Raw genomic sequence first — 14476 nt, forward strand, 5'->3', positions numbered from 1 at the left:
GTATTTCGTAGTTTAAAAAAAATAAATATGTTCTCAGTAATATTTTTTGATAAAAAGGAGGTAGTTATATGTAAATTGAATAATTTAATATAAATTATTCAGTTCCCAATCGTTTCTTGTCCTTATTTCGTTTATTTTTTTTCTTTTTATTTTCTCCCTCAGCGGCTTGTTTCCGTCTGAGTTCCATGTATTTTTCAAACTGTTCAGGAAGAAGAACTTCTTTAAGTTTATTATCGAAATCTCTGCTGGTATTTAGGATTATTAATTGTAAATTATCAGAGTCAACATTACTTTCCATTGCACCTTTAACTTTGTTTGTGTTTTCAATAATAAAATCACGAAGTTCAAGTTTCTGAAAATCATCCAAATCAGGAATATCTTTGCTTAAAGAATTAATTTGATTCTCAGCTACTTCTGAAGGGTTTATTTTAGGAGCCTGCTGAGCACATAGAAGATTAGCGCCTAGTATAAAAATAAATAAAAAAGATAGGAAATATTTTCCTGTTTTCATAATGTATCTGTTTTTTGAGTTGTTAAAATTACTTAAAAAAAATAAGAATCGACTTAATTATAATTTTATAAATTTACTTCGGAATTTAAGCAATATAAAATTGGTGTCAATCTCAGAAATTAAAAGAAAGTTAGCGGATTATTGTGTTTATCAGGATAGAAGTCACTGGGAGGTAGAACAAAAAATAAAAAGCTACGGTTATTTAAATGAAGAAGAACGTGGAGAAATTATAATATGGCTTATACAAAATAATTTTCTGAATGAAGAACGGTTTGCTTGCTCTTATGCCAGAGGTAAATTTTATCAAAAAAATTGGGGTAAAATTAAAATAAAGATGGGGCTAAGGCAAAAAAAAATACCTGAAAAATTGGTTGAAAAGGGGCTTCAGGAAATTAAGGAAGAAGATTACTTAGAAGTTTTAAATCTATTGGCAAAGAAAAAATGGGAAATATTACCCAGGGAAGCCACCATTTTTAATAAAAGAAAAAAACTTTCAATGTACCTTTCTCAGAAAGGATATGAAAGTTTTTTAGTTTATGAAGTTATAAATACATTTTATGAAAATTGATGAATAATCTTTTCTAACTCAACAGCAGGCTTAACTCCACTCTCCTGCCATTTTAGATTTCCGTTTTTAAAAATCATTAAAGTTGGAACCGAGCGAATATTATAAGAATCAGCAAATTCACGATTTTTATCTATATCAATCTTTAAGATAGTGAGCTGTTCACCCAGTTTATCTTTTACTTCTTTTAGTATGGGAGTCATCATTTTACAGGGACCGCACCACTCAGCTGAAAAATCCAGTAATACGGTTTTTTCGCTGTTTATAATATCTGAAAATTTAGACATTTTATTCTGTTTTTTAGTTATATGATAGATTATTCAAAAATCAATCCAATTCAAAAATAATGACAATAAGTCTCCGGCTGAGTAAGATAGTATATTTCTAATACCGTAACTTTACAATAAATTAAAAACCAGTAGCTGTATGAACATTATCAAGTATCTTATTTTTTTAGGAATAATTTCGTTTGCGTATGGTCAGGAAAAAGCATATAGGAAAATTTTCTGGAGTGAAGAGAACAGTTTATCATGGAAAAATTTTAAAGGAAAGTCCCAAAATTCAAACAATAAAATAGCGGCTTTGAGTTTTTGCGGCATACAGTATAACAGTTGTATTTTACAGGGAAATGTATACAAATATAAAGTAAAAGCTTTTTTTGTACCTCAACTTTCGTGGGTAAGAGTTAAAAATGAGCATATACTAAAGCATGAACAACTTCATTTTGATATAGCAGAAATTTTTTCAAGAAAATTAAGGAAAGCATTTTCAGAAAATCCTGTAGAGCCTAAAGATTCACAAGTTGAGATTTATCAGCCACTTTTCAAAGAATATATGAAGATGCAGGAATTATATGATAATGAAACACATCATGGAATTTTGGAAGATATCAATAAAGAGTGGGAAAATAAAATTCATAATGAACTAAACCAGTTAATCGACTACAAAAAAGAAGAGATTTGTTATTAATAAATAACAAAAGAATAGTAATTTCGTTTAATTCATTAAAAAATTGCAAAATAAATCAATATTCATAGTTATGTTTATGTTCGTGGGATTAATTTTCCATGCACAGGATATTGATTGGAAAAATTCAAATTTCAGGATTAAAACTTTGCAGATTCAGGATAGTCTCATAGTCCTTGATACACTCAGCATTATTCCCGGACAAATCAATATTAAGGATAGTTTGGGTCAGGCAGTTCTTCCGAATCTTTATAAATTTGATTCTTCTGCGAATTTACTAAAAGTAGATCATTCTTTGCTCAATCAAACTTTGACCATTGGGTATTATATTTTCCCTGTAAAAAAAGAAAATATAGTATACTCCAAAGATACAAATCTTATTGTAACCTTAAATAAACCCCGCAAATTATATGAAATAACAGCTGAAAGAAAAAAGAAAAATGATTTTTTTCAGGGTTTAACTAGCTCCGGATCAATGGTAAGGGGAATAACTTTCGGTAATAATCAAAGTGCTTCAGTACAATCATCTCTGGATTTGGAACTGTCAGGACAGCTGAGTAAAGACATACGAATTAAAGCTGCAATTTCCGATCATAATATTCCTATACAGTCAGATGGATATACTCAAAGGCTTGATGAATTCGACAAAATTTATATAGAGCTTTCTAATAAGGCTTCATACATTCGGGCCGGACATTTGGATTTAGTTCAGTCTTCAGATTATTTTGCAAATTTTTCCAGAAAAATTACAGGTATACAAATAGGAACACGGTTAGAACATAAAAATTCCTATACAGATTTATATGCTGTTGGGTCCTTATCAAGAGGAGAGTTTAACAGAATGCAGTTCAATGGAGTGGAAGGAAATCAGGGACCATACAAATTAAAAGGAAAACAAGGGGAATTGTTTATCATAGTCATATCCGGCTCTGAAAAAGTTTATATTAATGGAGCTCTCTTAGTCAGAGGTGAAGATAAAGACTATATCATTAATTATAACACAGGAGAGTTAACCTTTACTTCGAGAAGCTATATAGCTGCCAGTAGTCGGATTGTAGTAGAATATATTTATAATACCACAACCTACAATCGTTTTTTATTTTATGCAGGAGGAAAATATGAATCTGAAAGATTTAGTTTTAATGCTCATATTTTCTCAGAAACAGATGGTAAAAACAGTAACCAGGATTTAACCGATGCTCAGAAAATAGTACTTAGTCAGGCAGGTAACGATCAAGATAGAATGTTTGCTGTCAATGAAGTAATAACAGATTATGATCCCAACAAAATTTTATATAAGAAAATAGATTGGGAAGGGATAAGTATATACGAATATTCTACTGATAGTTCCGAAATTCTATATACACTTTCATTTTCTTATATGGGAGCCAATAAAGGGAATTACCGGATTGTCCAATTACCTGTAAACGGAAGAGTTTATGAATATATTCCTCCTGTAAATAATGTTTTACAAGGTGATTACGAGCCGGTTACCAAACTCATACCTCCTCAAAAAACACAAATCTTTTCATCCAATTCAGAGTATAGGTTTGAAAACGGTAAAGTAGGAGTAAATTTAGCAATCAGTAACCGAGATGAAAACACATTTTCATCTATAGGTAATTCCGAAAACATAGGCTTTGCCAGCAGGCTTTATATAGATAAAAAGATAACCAGAGAAAGGTGGAAGAGCGAATTACATTTGGAACATGCTTTTTTGCAAAAGAATTTTTATATACTTGAGCGAATTAATAATGTTGAGTTTGGAAGAGATTTTAATATATCACAAGAGTTTAACAACAGAAACCAAAATAAGTTCAGGTTAGATTGGAAAAATGTTATTCATAAACGCTGGACTATAAATTATACATTAAATTATCTGGAAGAACAGAACTTCTATAAAGGATATAAAAATGATTTATTTGCTGAATTTAAAAGTAATTCAACACACATATTTACTCAATGGAGTTATTTGCATACGACAGCCAAAGACAGTTTAAAATCTGATTATGTAAAACATGCTTCAGAGATAAACAAAAGATTCAATATTTTTAAATCCGGTTTAGGATTTAAAGGTGAACATAATCAGATAAAGGATAAAATAACATCTCAATACAGCCGGGCAAGTTTTTCGTGGAGGGAACTATATGTCTATGGTTCGTTAGACAGTGTTCGTATGGTTACACAGCTGAAATTATACATGCGTTCCGATGATTCAGTGCGAATCGGTAATATGAAGAATTTTACTAATACTTATGGCGTTGTTTTAAATACCCAGCTTATTAAAACCGGAAACCATAGCTTGAGTGTCGAAGCTCATTACCGAAAAGTACACTATAATAAAGATATATATCAAAACCAAAAAGATGAAAACTATGCACTGGGAGCTATCCGTTGGAATAAATTATTTTTAAATAATGGTATTATCTTAAATGCATTATATGAATTGTCTAGTGGACAGGAAGCTCAACGTGAGTTCAAATATGTAAAGGTTACAGACGGTCAGGGAATTTACAAATGGACGGATTATAATCAAAACGGAATAGAAGAGCTCGATGAATTCGAAATAGCTGAATTCAGTGATCAGGCACAATATATCAGAGTTTATACAGACAATATAAAATATCAAAAATCAAATCGTAACAGGTTAAACTTTACATTACAGCTGAATCCTTCAAGATTTATGAAGGCCCTGTGGTGGGAAAGGGTAAATTTCCAATCTTCTTTTCAGTCATATTCTACCTTTTGGAAAAAAAATAAAACAGCAGAATTAAATCCATTTTCTGATAAAGAATTATTGACTCAGGTTCGTAGTGTAACAGGAAATTTATCTTTTAACCGTTTAAGTATTCATAAGTGGACAGGAGTATTACAGTTTATTAAAAGTGACAATACACAATATGTTTATACCGGGAAAGAAACACGTGATAATAGGAATTATCAGGTTTTGATTAATTATAAACCCTGGAATTCATGGATATTCGGATTGCGCAACAATTTTATGAACGATAAAAGTTACTCCCAGCTTTTTTCCACCAAGCGTTTTACTATCGAAAGTTATGGCATACATCCTTCCGTAACTTATGAAATTCAGAAAAATATCAGTGCCAGTGCTTTTTTCAAATATCAAAATAAGAAAAATAGGACAGGAGATGAAAAACTTATCTGGAAACAGGCCGGTATTGAGTTACGATGGAATGATGAAAGAAAAACCTCATTAAATGGTACATTTTCTTATATACAAAATGATTTAACAGGCAACAATTATTCTATGGTTGCAAATCAAATGATGGAAGGCTTGCTGGATGGTAAAAATATGGTTTGGAAAGCATACATACAAAGAGAGCTGAGTGCTACTTTTACCTTAAATGTAATTTATGATGGTCGTAAAAATGAAAAATCCAAAACTATACATACAGGAAGCGTTCAATTAAGAGCCAATTTTTGATTATTCCCGTTTAAACAGTAACATATTATTTAAAATACAAAATACAGGATTTCAGTGTAAATATATTCTGTATTTTTGTATTTAATAACTTAAAACTTTATTAAAATGGCAGAAGATTACAAAGAAAAAGGGTTGGAAAACATTAAGGCTATCTATGGTGATTTTGGAAGTAAAAATCTGAGTGATATGGTAAACCTGAATCCGGACTTTGCTAAATACATTACGGAATTTGCCTATGGTGAAATATATTCAAGAGAAGGTATTTCGCTAAAAACCAAACAAATAGTTACAATTACAAGTCTTTTAACTCAAGGAGGAGTGGAAGCAGAACTTGAAGGTCATATCAAAGGAGCCTTACACGTTGGACTAACGCCTCAGGAAATTGTTGATGTTATATTGCATTGTTTACCTTATGTAGGCTTTCCTAAGGTTACTGAGGCCCTTAAAATTGCAAAATCCGTTTTTTAAAAAACTACAAACAGCTTAAAAAACAGTATAAACTATTTCATTACTTTTGATAAGCTCCTAGCGAAGGAGAAGTAATTCTTGAAACTCCGTTGATATCATTGGGTACCAGATTAGAATATATCGTATTGGCAATACCCAGAGCAGGAGAATTTTCTTTCAGGCGTAGGAGGGTATTGGAATAGTTTGTTCTATAAAAAAGAGGATCTTTATTAACAAGGATGTTTTTAAAACAGGGGTCGTTATCTATAACTAAGCCATTAGTTCCGTTTTTAATTATATTTGTATCGAAACTATACACAAATTCAGCATTTGAATTTTTATTCATTGCAATACTGTTTGCACGAAGTGTCCAGAAAATACAATTTTTAAAAATAGCATTTAAAGCATTATAAACAGTTGCTCCCGATTGGTTATAGGAATTTGATAAATAGAGAGAATATGCATTACCTGCCGTCAGATTCCAGTAATTGCCAAAAGAACAATGAGTAAAATCATAGGTACCACCGTTTTCTAAATATAAATCAGCAGAACCACAATTGTTTATTACAACATTAGAACCGGTTATTTTAGCACCGGCTGAATAAATACCCGCAGTTCTGAAATTGAATAATTGTGTATTAGAAATGCTTACAGTAGCGTTTTTATCAAGAGAAAGACCAGTATTTCCGCCTTTTATTATAGCATAATCAATAGAAGCAGTTGAACCCGAAGATAACTTGATTTGGTTCCAGTTATCTGGAAGGGAATCATATTTCGTATCATGGCGATCACCACGGATAGTAACTTCGTTTCCTAATTTACCTTCAATAGCCAAGCTACTTGCTTCATCAATAATTAAATTTGCATTTTTGTGAAGATACACACGGGTTCCTTCCTTTATAGTTAATTTGGCTCCTTGAGTAAATTTAAGATTTCCGTAAATCACTTTAGACTTTGAATTATCCCAGGTAACATCGGAAGATATTTCCCGGGTTCCGGACTTTGAAAAATAAAAATCAGCATTTTCAACAAGTGACAAGAGCTTTACTTTTTGTAAACTACCAACTGTTGAAAAAAGTAAATCTTCATCAGCCAAGGCTTCAGTAGAAGTAATAGCATTCGGTGCTATTTCGACAAAAATATATAAACTGTCTTTAGCTCTTAAAGGAACATTTTCAAAGCTGTTATTATTCACGGAGCTTCCTGCAATACCATCTACATTAATCTTAAACTGCGATGAGCTCCCTTTTTCCAAGTATATACGTGGAATTGTTACATCTTCGTTTTGCTGATTGTAAACTTTTAATACATAAGTTTCCGAACGGTTTTCTGCAAAAACAGTATCCAACATAACCGTATCTTTGGAGAATCTGAGCGGATGTGAAGCAGAATCAAATTTATAATCGTCACGGCATGAATAAATTAAAACTGTAAAAAACAACAACGTACAAAATAAAGATATTTTTTTCATTTTATTTTATTTAAATGAGGTGTACCATTACTAAAATTTATATCCTATACTAACAACTAAAGAATTGGGTCTTTTTTCGATTTTAAACTCCTGATTCGTATACTTATTAACAAAATTAGTTTGACTTTGAGTAAATCCAAATTCGTATCGAACATCGAAAGTTAAAGATGATAGATCTATACCTGTTCCCAATTGCCCTGCTAAAGCAAAATCGTCAGTTTTCGTTTTTTCAATATGGTTCAGGGAGATTTTTTCACTTAGAGAAGAAGAGAAAACAGGACCTGCATAAATTCGGCCTATTCCTAAAATTTTTCTGCCTGCTAAAACAGGAATGTCAAGCCGTTGAGAGTGGGAGGCAAAATTTCCTTCAGAGTAAGAATTAAATTCTGTTTTCATATCAGAATAATATAGTTCAGGTTGTAAAAACCAGTGAGAAATATTTATCCGCATAAATGCTCCCAAATGCCAGCCTATATTATTTTTAGCATTACTTTCTTTAATATCGGTTATTGTTTGTTTCAAATTCCCGGAATATCCGAAAGCCATTCCTCCTTTTACCCCTAAATTAATTTGGGCTAAAGCATTTATACTAACTAAAAGCAGGCTGATAACAAACAATTTTTTAATCATAAATGAAATGTTTTCCTTCAAATTTTTTCAAAGATAATTATTATTTATTACATTTGATATAGATATAAAATTAATAAAAACCAAAATGGAAATAATATATTACGGCCATGCATGCTTTGGCTACAAGACTTCGTCATCACAAGTAATCATTGATCCTTTTATTTCCGGTAATGAGCTGGCAAAAGATATAGATATTAATCAGATAAAAGCTGATTACATATTTTTAACCCATGCTCATTTCGACCATATTTTGGATGTGGAAACTATTGCCAAAAACAATGATGCAACTATTCTTGCCAATGCAGAAATTGCTTCCCATTATGAAAAATTAGGATTTAAGGTAATATCCATGAATATAGGAGGAGTTAAAAAGTTTGATTTTGGAAGAGTAAAAATGGTGGCGGCAGTTCATAGTTCATCATTTCCCGATGGTTCTTATGGTGGACTTGCTTGTGGTTTCCTAATGAAAATGGATGGAAAAGTGATTTATCATGCAGGAGATACAGCATTAACCATGGATATGAAACTATTACCGTATGTGTATGGATATATTCATGTAGCAGTTCTTCCGATAGGCAATAATTACACTATGGGAGTATACGATGCAGTAGCTGCCTCAAAATTTGTAAATACAAGAAATACCATAGCGTCACATTACGATACTTTTCCCGCTATCAGAGTAAATAAAGATAAAGCGCAGCATTTGTTTTTATCCGAAGAAAAACACCTGACTTTTCTTCCCATAGGAGGAACGGTTGATGTAAACACATTTGTATAGTTTTTATAACTCAAATATAAATATGTATTTTTGCCGTTTATCATCTAAAATTAAACGGCTTTATTTTACTAACGACAATGAATAGTTTATTAAAAGAATTTGATACGCCCTTTCAGAGCGTGCCCTTTGAAAATATTAAGCAGGAAGACTTTAAACCTGCAATAGAACAAGCTCTTGCAGAAGCAAAAACAGAGATTGAAGAAATTACTACGGATTCAGCTCCTCCAGGCTTTGTTAACACCATTGTAGCATTGGAAAAAGTAGGAAAAAAACTAAACATAATTTCTTCTGTTTTTTTTAATCTAAACTCTGCAGAAACCAATGATTATTTACAAAATCTTGCTCAGGAGATATCTCCTATGCTTACAGAATTTGGTAATGATATTATATTTAATGAAAAACTGTTTGAAAGAGTAAAGATTGTTTACGAATCAACCCTCAAATCTAAATTGAGTCAGGAAGAACATCGCTTATTAGATAAAACGTATAAAGATTTCATTAAAAATGGGGCTTTGCTATCTGATGAAGATAAGCAAAAACTAAGAGATATATCTAATCAACTCTCGGTTTTAAGTATACAATTTGGACAAAATGTATTAAAGGAAACCAATGATTATCTACTTCATATAACAGAAGAAGCAGATTTAAGAGGTATTCCTGAATCAATTAAGAAAATGGCACAACTGGAAGCTGAAAATCGCAACTTAAGCGGCTGGGTTTTTACACTCCAGTTTCCCAGCTACGTACCATTTTTAAAATATTCAGAAAACCGGAATTTGCGGGAAAAGATCTACTTGGCATCTTCACAAAAAGCATTTAAAAATAATGAATATAATAATGAATCTGTAATTCATAAAATTGTTAAGTTACGGGAAGATAAAGCTAAACTATTAGGGTTTAAAACCTATGCTGATTTGGTTTTGCAGGAACGGATGGCTTCAGATCCGGATATGGTAATCGAATTCTTAAATGATTTGCTTGAAAAAGCAAAACCCAAAGCAGAATCTGAGATTGAAGAGCTTAAAAAATTAGCAGAATCAGATGGTATTGAGGAACTTATGCCATTTGATCATGCTTATTATTCAGAAAAGCTGAGAGAACAAAAATTTTCTCTTTCAGAAGAAGAATTGAAACCTTATTTTCCTTTAAATCAGGTTTTAGATGCGGCTTTTGATGCAGCTAAACGATTGTACGGTTTGCAATTTGTAGAAAGAAATGATATACAAAAATACCATCCGGAAGTAAATGTTTATGAAGTACTGAACGAAGAAGGAAAACATTTTGCTTTATTCTACACAGATTTTTTTCCAAGAGAAGGAAAACGTGCCGGAGCATGGATGACATCTTATAAAGGTCAATATAAAACGTTGCAGGAAAATATAAGACCCCATGTTTCCATAGTATGTAATTTTTCACGCCCTACCGATGAAACACCTTCTTTATTAACATTTACAGAAGTTACTACCTTATTTCATGAGTTTGGACATGCATTGCACGGTATTTTAGCAAATACTACTTTTGAATCTTTATCCGGTACAAATGTTTACTGGGATTTCGTTGAATTACCTTCGCAGTTCATGGAGAATTATTGCTTTGAAAAAGAATTCTTAAAAACGTTTGCCAAACATTATCAAACCGGGGAAATTCTTAGTGAAGAAAAAATAGATAAAATTGTAGAATCTGCCAATTTTATGCAAGGATATCAAACAGTAAGGCAAATTAGTTTTGGATTGCTAGATATGGCTTATCATACCAATAAATTAGATATCTCGGATTCTGTGGAAGGTTTTGAAAAAAATCAGATAGTTAAAACCCAATTATATCCAACTATAGATAAAACAGCCATGAGTGCCTCATTTTCACATATTTTTCAGGGAGGGTACGCAGCAGGATACTATTCATACAAATGGGCAGAAGTATTAGATGCCGATGCATTTGGCTTCTTTCAGGAAATGGGAATTTTTGACAAAGAAACAGCTGAAAAGTTTAAAACTTTATTAAGTAAGGGAGGTACCGAAGATCCTATGGAACTTTATGTAGCTTTCAGAGGGAGAAAACCTCAGCCGGAAGCTCTTTTAAAAAGGGCAGGTTTAATTTAGCTAAACTAAAATAGTTTAAAACTCAAATAAATTAATGGTTTGAATTTCTGATTTTTTTTAGAATTTCAAACCATTTAAAATTTGTAAAGCTGGCATAAGTTATGTTTTCAGCTCCAAAACTTTTATTAAAATTATAGATTCCGGATATTTCGGATCCTTCAAAATCGAAGAGGATAGGAGAGTTTGAAAATTGTTTAAATAATTTATCATATAAATAACTGATAGTTCCTTTAAAAGTACTTTTTGCACGTAAAGGTAAAAGACTGATAACTCTATTACAGGATTTTATCAGGATAAGACATGTGATTGGAGAGTCTTTATAATCAGGTATAATAAAAAAAGAATATAGTTTTTTCCTATGATCAGCAGTTTCTAATAGCTTACGAAGAAGTAATCTGTTTCTATGGGGAAAAATATCTTCATTATCGTTAACAATTTTGAAAATTGCATCTATAGAAAAACTTTCAGTTACTTTAAAATCTGCTAACCTTTGTAGTTTATTTATTTCACGTTTACGGTTGCTATTAAACTTTTTATAAAGTTCTGAATAGTCTTTATTTAAATATAATGTTTGGTTGGTTCTGAATAATACAGGCATTTCATTTTTAAAGTATTGAGTATTATCCTCATTAAAGTGATAATTTCGTACTTTATATTGGTTTAATTTTGAAAATAAAGCTGAAAAATCATTGATGGAAATAGATTTTTTGTAAAAGATTCCTAACTGTTGACAAAAAGGAGGTTGAATTACAAATTTGCATCCTACTTTTTTTTGGTATGGTACAGGCATTATGGCTTCAAAATCATTTAATATCCATATATCATATCCATCTGGAGAAACTATATCCAAAAACCATAATTCCGCATAAACCATATAATTCTTAGTGCTTTCCAATGCAAGGCCGTAAACCTTTTTATCAATCGTTTTGTGGGAGAATTTCTTAATCATTTTTACATTTTTCAATCAGATAATCGTAGAGTGTTTCCCAATCTTTCCATTCTCCATAGCCTGAAATACTATCGTTATGAAAAATAGAAATAAAGTGTCCGTTGACTGAACGTACAGATTTAATTAATTCATCAATCAGCACTTTAGATTCTTTAACAGATAAATTCATATAATTTTTCAAAGTTACATCCATAATGCAAAATGGATATACTTTTAATTCAGTGACCTTATTTTTTGTCAGATCAAACCAATAAAAAGGAGTACAGGTTCCGGCTCTGAATCCGGCATGATCCTGATAACCCATAGTATAATCCTCTTTAATGCCTAATGTTAATAAGTTATGGTACGTTTGAGGTATCTGTAACATAATATAATGTTGTCTGGAACGTAGTATGGGTTGATTTATCAGATGTTCCAAACCAAGTTTTTCATTTTCTAAAGTTTTAGCATTAGAATTAGAAAAATAACTGGGATGAATTCCGAGATAAGTATTTGGTTTATTATTTAATTTTAAAATTAACTGTTTATAATGATAGTTGTTAGGAGAATGATTAGTATCATATTTTCCATTCCCGCCAAAAGGTATAAAATAAGTGGTAGGTATATTTAATCCAGATATTTTTTTATAAATAAAATATGGATCATTTTTTAAGTTCAATAATACCCTGAGTTGATCCTTTAAAATTTTAAAATTACCCCGTACTAATTTTTTTGCTATTGAACCTGAAATTCTGATTATGGAATGATGCTTATATTTCCAGGGATGATCTAAGTCTATAGTATTACAAAACTTAAATTTTCTATTAACATGATCATTCATGTTAGCGGAGATTTTAAGATCTTCAGCTAATTCATAAGCAAACAGATCAATCCAGGGAGCTAAAATATCAATATTGTTTTTTGCATTTGAAGATTGGTAAGAAAACCGGTTATGTGAATCTTTTTCATAAGGTAAATACTCTTCGTATCTGGAAAGAAGATAAAAGCTCCAGGCAAAAGGATCTTTTAATAACTTTTCTGTATTTTGTTCCCTTATACCATTTTCAAATAACAAGTGCTTACAGGGAATATGTATTTCATCGGCTAATGGATGTTGACAATATGAGAATTTGGTCGATGTTTGAGTTGTAAAGAAGTGGGGATTATCAGTAATTTGGATAGGGTTTTCTAAAATATGTTCGAAAATAAACGTAAAGATGTATTTAATTCTTGGAGTAATTTCGGGAACATAAATCAGAATCATTGCTTTAATTTTAGTTTTTATAAAATATGTTCATCCGCAAAGCTATAATAGGAAGTTTGAGTGATTATAAGGTGATCGACTAATTTAATGTTTAATAAATTACCTGCTTCTTTAATATTTTTTGTAATGTCTAAATCGGATTTACTGGGATGAATGTTTCCTGAAGGATGATTATGTGAGATTATTAATGAGACGGCATTTAATTCCAAAGCCATTTTAAATATTAGCCTGGAATCTACGACCGTTCCTGTAATTCCTCCCTGAGAAATTTTTTCGGTACGTAGAACACTATTGGATCTGGTCAGAAATATAGCCCAAAATTCCTCAACAGTATTATCCCCTATAATAGGATGAATAATTTGAAAGGCATCTTTGGAAGATGATATGGTTTTTCGTTTTAAAGCTTCTTGTAATGCTTTTCTTCTGCCTATTTCCAGTGAAGTTATTATTTCAATCGCTTTTACCTTTCCAATGCCGTTGAATTTACATAAATCCTGAATGGATAATTTAGCAAGCTCATTCCAGTTGTTATTAACCGAAACTAAAATTCTTTGAGCCAGAGAAATACTACTTTCTTCTTTCGAGCCGCTTCCAATGATAATAGCTAAAAGTTCTGCATCCGACAGTGAATTTCTGCCTTTACTTAAAAGCTTTTCCCTGGGTCTTTCATCTAAAGCAAGAGATTTTATGTTCATAATTGATTTATTATTAAATTATGTCATCCTTGAATGTCTTTTTGTAAATATAATAGAGCTGTTGTAGATGGAGACGACTGTTCATTTAAAGAGCTTTTAATAATCTCCTGCTGAAGGTTTTCAGCGGGACTTTGTTTATCCAGAGATCGGGCAGCCTCTTTGATAAGTAATTGGGTAGCATTTTTAGCAGATAAAATAATTTCCCATGTCTTAGGGAATACATAAATCTGTTGAGCCAGATTGTGTTCAAATTCTTTTTGAATGGTTTCAATAAGTAAATATTCATAATTTTCGACATTTCCGGATGCTGAGATATTTCTTATTAAAAAAGAAGGACGTATTCTTTCTAAAAAAAGAGCCATGCGTTCATATGCCTGCAATTTGGAAGGTAATAAGTTTTCAGAATATTTGAGTCGTAATTCAAAATTTTGTTTTTCTTTTTCAGATTGTAAAAAACGGTGTATGATTAAAAAAAAGCCACCAATTACAACTAGTATGATAATTATAAATAATAAGAGATAAGTGCTGTCCATCAGAAAGAATTAAAGTCTAAACAAAAATAATATATTAATTGTAAAAAGTAAAAATTATGATTAATAAATAAAAAATATTTCTTTTTAGGCTGATAATTAATTTATTAAAAAAATGTAAAGAAAAAAAATAAAAAAACATTT

14 protein-coding genes are annotated in these 14476 nt (G+C 31.1%); 6 read left to right on the forward strand and 8 right to left on the reverse strand.

Features of this window, described 5'->3' with window-relative positions; translation table 11 throughout:
• Window positions 1–94: 94 nt before the first annotated feature.
• Window positions 95–511, reverse strand: a complete 417-nt coding sequence (locus EQ921_RS03780; protein WP_128330615.1) for a hypothetical protein — start codon at window positions 509–511, stop codon at window positions 95–97.
• Window positions 512–614: 103 nt separating this feature from the next.
• On the opposite strand from EQ921_RS03780, the gene EQ921_RS03785 reads away from it, so the two are divergent.
• Window positions 615–1079, forward strand: a complete 465-nt coding sequence (locus EQ921_RS03785) for a regulatory protein RecX (protein ID WP_255424428.1) — start codon at window positions 615–617, stop codon at window positions 1077–1079.
• On the opposite strand, the gene trxA is transcribed toward EQ921_RS03785, so the two are convergent.
• Window positions 1067–1363 (reverse strand): thioredoxin, encoded by a 297-nt coding sequence (gene trxA, locus EQ921_RS03790; protein ID WP_128330617.1) that lies wholly within the window; start codon window positions 1361–1363, stop codon window positions 1067–1069. The genes EQ921_RS03785 and trxA overlap by 13 nt on opposite strands.
• 139 nt (window positions 1364–1502) lie before the next feature.
• On the opposite strand from trxA, the gene EQ921_RS03795 reads away from it, so the two are divergent.
• From EQ921_RS03795 to EQ921_RS03805, 3 genes are all read left to right on the forward strand, one after another.
• Window positions 1503–2045: a hypothetical protein gene (locus EQ921_RS03795; protein ID WP_128330618.1), complete on the forward strand. Its 543-nt coding sequence runs from the start codon at window positions 1503–1505 to the stop codon at window positions 2043–2045.
• A gap of 70 nt (window positions 2046–2115) precedes the next feature.
• Window positions 2116–5490, forward strand: a complete 3375-nt coding sequence (locus tag EQ921_RS03800) for a hypothetical protein (protein WP_164875570.1) — start codon at window positions 2116–2118, stop codon at window positions 5488–5490.
• 105 nt (window positions 5491–5595) lie between these two features.
• On the forward strand, window positions 5596–5958 hold the full coding sequence (locus EQ921_RS03805; protein ID WP_128151366.1) for a carboxymuconolactone decarboxylase family protein: 363 nt from the start codon (window positions 5596–5598) through the stop codon (window positions 5956–5958).
• Between the two features lie 40 nt (window positions 5959–5998).
• Here EQ921_RS03805 and EQ921_RS03810 read toward each other — a convergent pair whose 3' ends face one another.
• The gene (locus EQ921_RS03810; RefSeq protein ID WP_128330620.1) at window positions 5999–7408 is read right to left on the reverse strand and encodes a hypothetical protein; all 1410 of its coding nucleotides are present in this window, start codon (window positions 7406–7408) and stop codon (window positions 5999–6001) included.
• Between the two features lie 30 nt (window positions 7409–7438).
• A complete protein-coding gene (locus tag EQ921_RS03815) occupies window positions 7439–8038 on the reverse strand; it encodes a porin family protein (protein ID WP_128330621.1) in 600 nt (199 codons plus the stop codon).
• 85 nt (window positions 8039–8123) lie between these two features.
• Here EQ921_RS03815 and EQ921_RS03820 point away from each other — a divergent pair, with 85 nt between their 5' ends.
• Complete coding sequence (locus EQ921_RS03820) at window positions 8124–8816, forward strand: metal-dependent hydrolase (RefSeq protein WP_128330622.1); 693 nt, start codon at window positions 8124–8126, stop codon at window positions 8814–8816.
• Window positions 8817–8893: 77 nt separating this feature from the next.
• A complete protein-coding gene (locus EQ921_RS03825) occupies window positions 8894–10915 on the forward strand; it encodes a M3 family metallopeptidase (protein ID WP_128330623.1) in 2022 nt (673 codons plus the stop codon).
• A 31-nt stretch (window positions 10916–10946) separates the two neighbouring features.
• Here the strand turns inward: EQ921_RS03825 and EQ921_RS03830 are convergent, their stop codons facing one another.
• The 4 genes from EQ921_RS03830 to EQ921_RS03845 are packed head-to-tail and all read right to left on the reverse strand — an operon-like array spanning window position 10947 to window position 14335.
• On the reverse strand, window positions 10947–11864 hold the full coding sequence (locus EQ921_RS03830) for a hypothetical protein (protein ID WP_128330624.1): 918 nt from the start codon (window positions 11862–11864) through the stop codon (window positions 10947–10949).
• Complete coding sequence (locus tag EQ921_RS03835; RefSeq protein ID WP_128330625.1) at window positions 11857–13107, reverse strand: polysaccharide deacetylase family protein; 1251 nt, start codon at window positions 13105–13107, stop codon at window positions 11857–11859. Before EQ921_RS03835 ends, EQ921_RS03830 begins: the two co-directional genes overlap by 8 nt.
• Before the next feature lie 17 nt (window positions 13108–13124).
• Window positions 13125–13802 (reverse strand): DNA repair protein RadC, encoded by a 678-nt coding sequence (radC, locus tag EQ921_RS03840; RefSeq protein ID WP_128330626.1) that lies wholly within the window; start codon window positions 13800–13802, stop codon window positions 13125–13127.
• A 23-nt stretch (window positions 13803–13825) separates the two neighbouring features.
• The gene (locus tag EQ921_RS03845; protein ID WP_128330627.1) at window positions 13826–14335 is read right to left on the reverse strand and encodes a hypothetical protein; all 510 of its coding nucleotides are present in this window, start codon (window positions 14333–14335) and stop codon (window positions 13826–13828) included.
• Window positions 14336–14476: the final 141 nt, after the last annotated feature.

Source organism: Apibacter sp. HY039, assembly GCF_004023655.1.
Taxonomy (GTDB): domain Bacteria; phylum Bacteroidota; class Bacteroidia; order Flavobacteriales; family Weeksellaceae; genus Apibacter; species Apibacter raozihei.

What these genes read in the sequence shown, in the direction of transcription:
- EQ921_RS03825 (WP_128330623.1), top strand. Translation starts at nt 8,894, where the DNA reads ATGAATAGTTTATTAAAAGAATTTGATACGCCCTTTCAGAGCGTGCCC.
- radC (WP_128330626.1), bottom strand. Translation starts at nt 13,802, where the DNA reads ATGAACATAAAATCTCTTGCTTTAGATGAAAGACCCAGGGAAAAGCTT.
- EQ921_RS03805 (WP_128151366.1), top strand. Translation starts at nt 5,596, where the DNA reads ATGGCAGAAGATTACAAAGAAAAAGGGTTGGAAAACATTAAGGCTATC.
- EQ921_RS03845 (WP_128330627.1), bottom strand. Translation starts at nt 14,335, where the DNA reads ATGGACAGCACTTATCTCTTATTATTTATAATTATCATACTAGTTGTA.
- EQ921_RS03800 (WP_164875570.1), top strand. Translation starts at nt 2,116, where the DNA reads ATGTTTATGTTCGTGGGATTAATTTTCCATGCACAGGATATTGATTGG.
- EQ921_RS03815 (WP_128330621.1), bottom strand. Translation starts at nt 8,038, where the DNA reads ATGATTAAAAAATTGTTTGTTATCAGCCTGCTTTTAGTTAGTATAAAT.
- EQ921_RS03830 (WP_128330624.1), bottom strand. Translation starts at nt 11,864, where the DNA reads ATGATTAAGAAATTCTCCCACAAAACGATTGATAAAAAGGTTTACGGC.
- EQ921_RS03835 (WP_128330625.1), bottom strand. Translation starts at nt 13,107, where the DNA reads ATGATTCTGATTTATGTTCCCGAAATTACTCCAAGAATTAAATACATC.
- EQ921_RS03780 (WP_128330615.1), bottom strand. Translation starts at nt 511, where the DNA reads ATGAAAACAGGAAAATATTTCCTATCTTTTTTATTTATTTTTATACTA.
- EQ921_RS03810 (WP_128330620.1), bottom strand. Translation starts at nt 7,408, where the DNA reads ATGAAAAAAATATCTTTATTTTGTACGTTGTTGTTTTTTACAGTTTTA.
- EQ921_RS03795 (WP_128330618.1), top strand. Translation starts at nt 1,503, where the DNA reads ATGAACATTATCAAGTATCTTATTTTTTTAGGAATAATTTCGTTTGCG.
- EQ921_RS03820 (WP_128330622.1), top strand. Translation starts at nt 8,124, where the DNA reads ATGGAAATAATATATTACGGCCATGCATGCTTTGGCTACAAGACTTCG.
- trxA (WP_128330617.1), bottom strand. Translation starts at nt 1,363, where the DNA reads ATGTCTAAATTTTCAGATATTATAAACAGCGAAAAAACCGTATTACTG.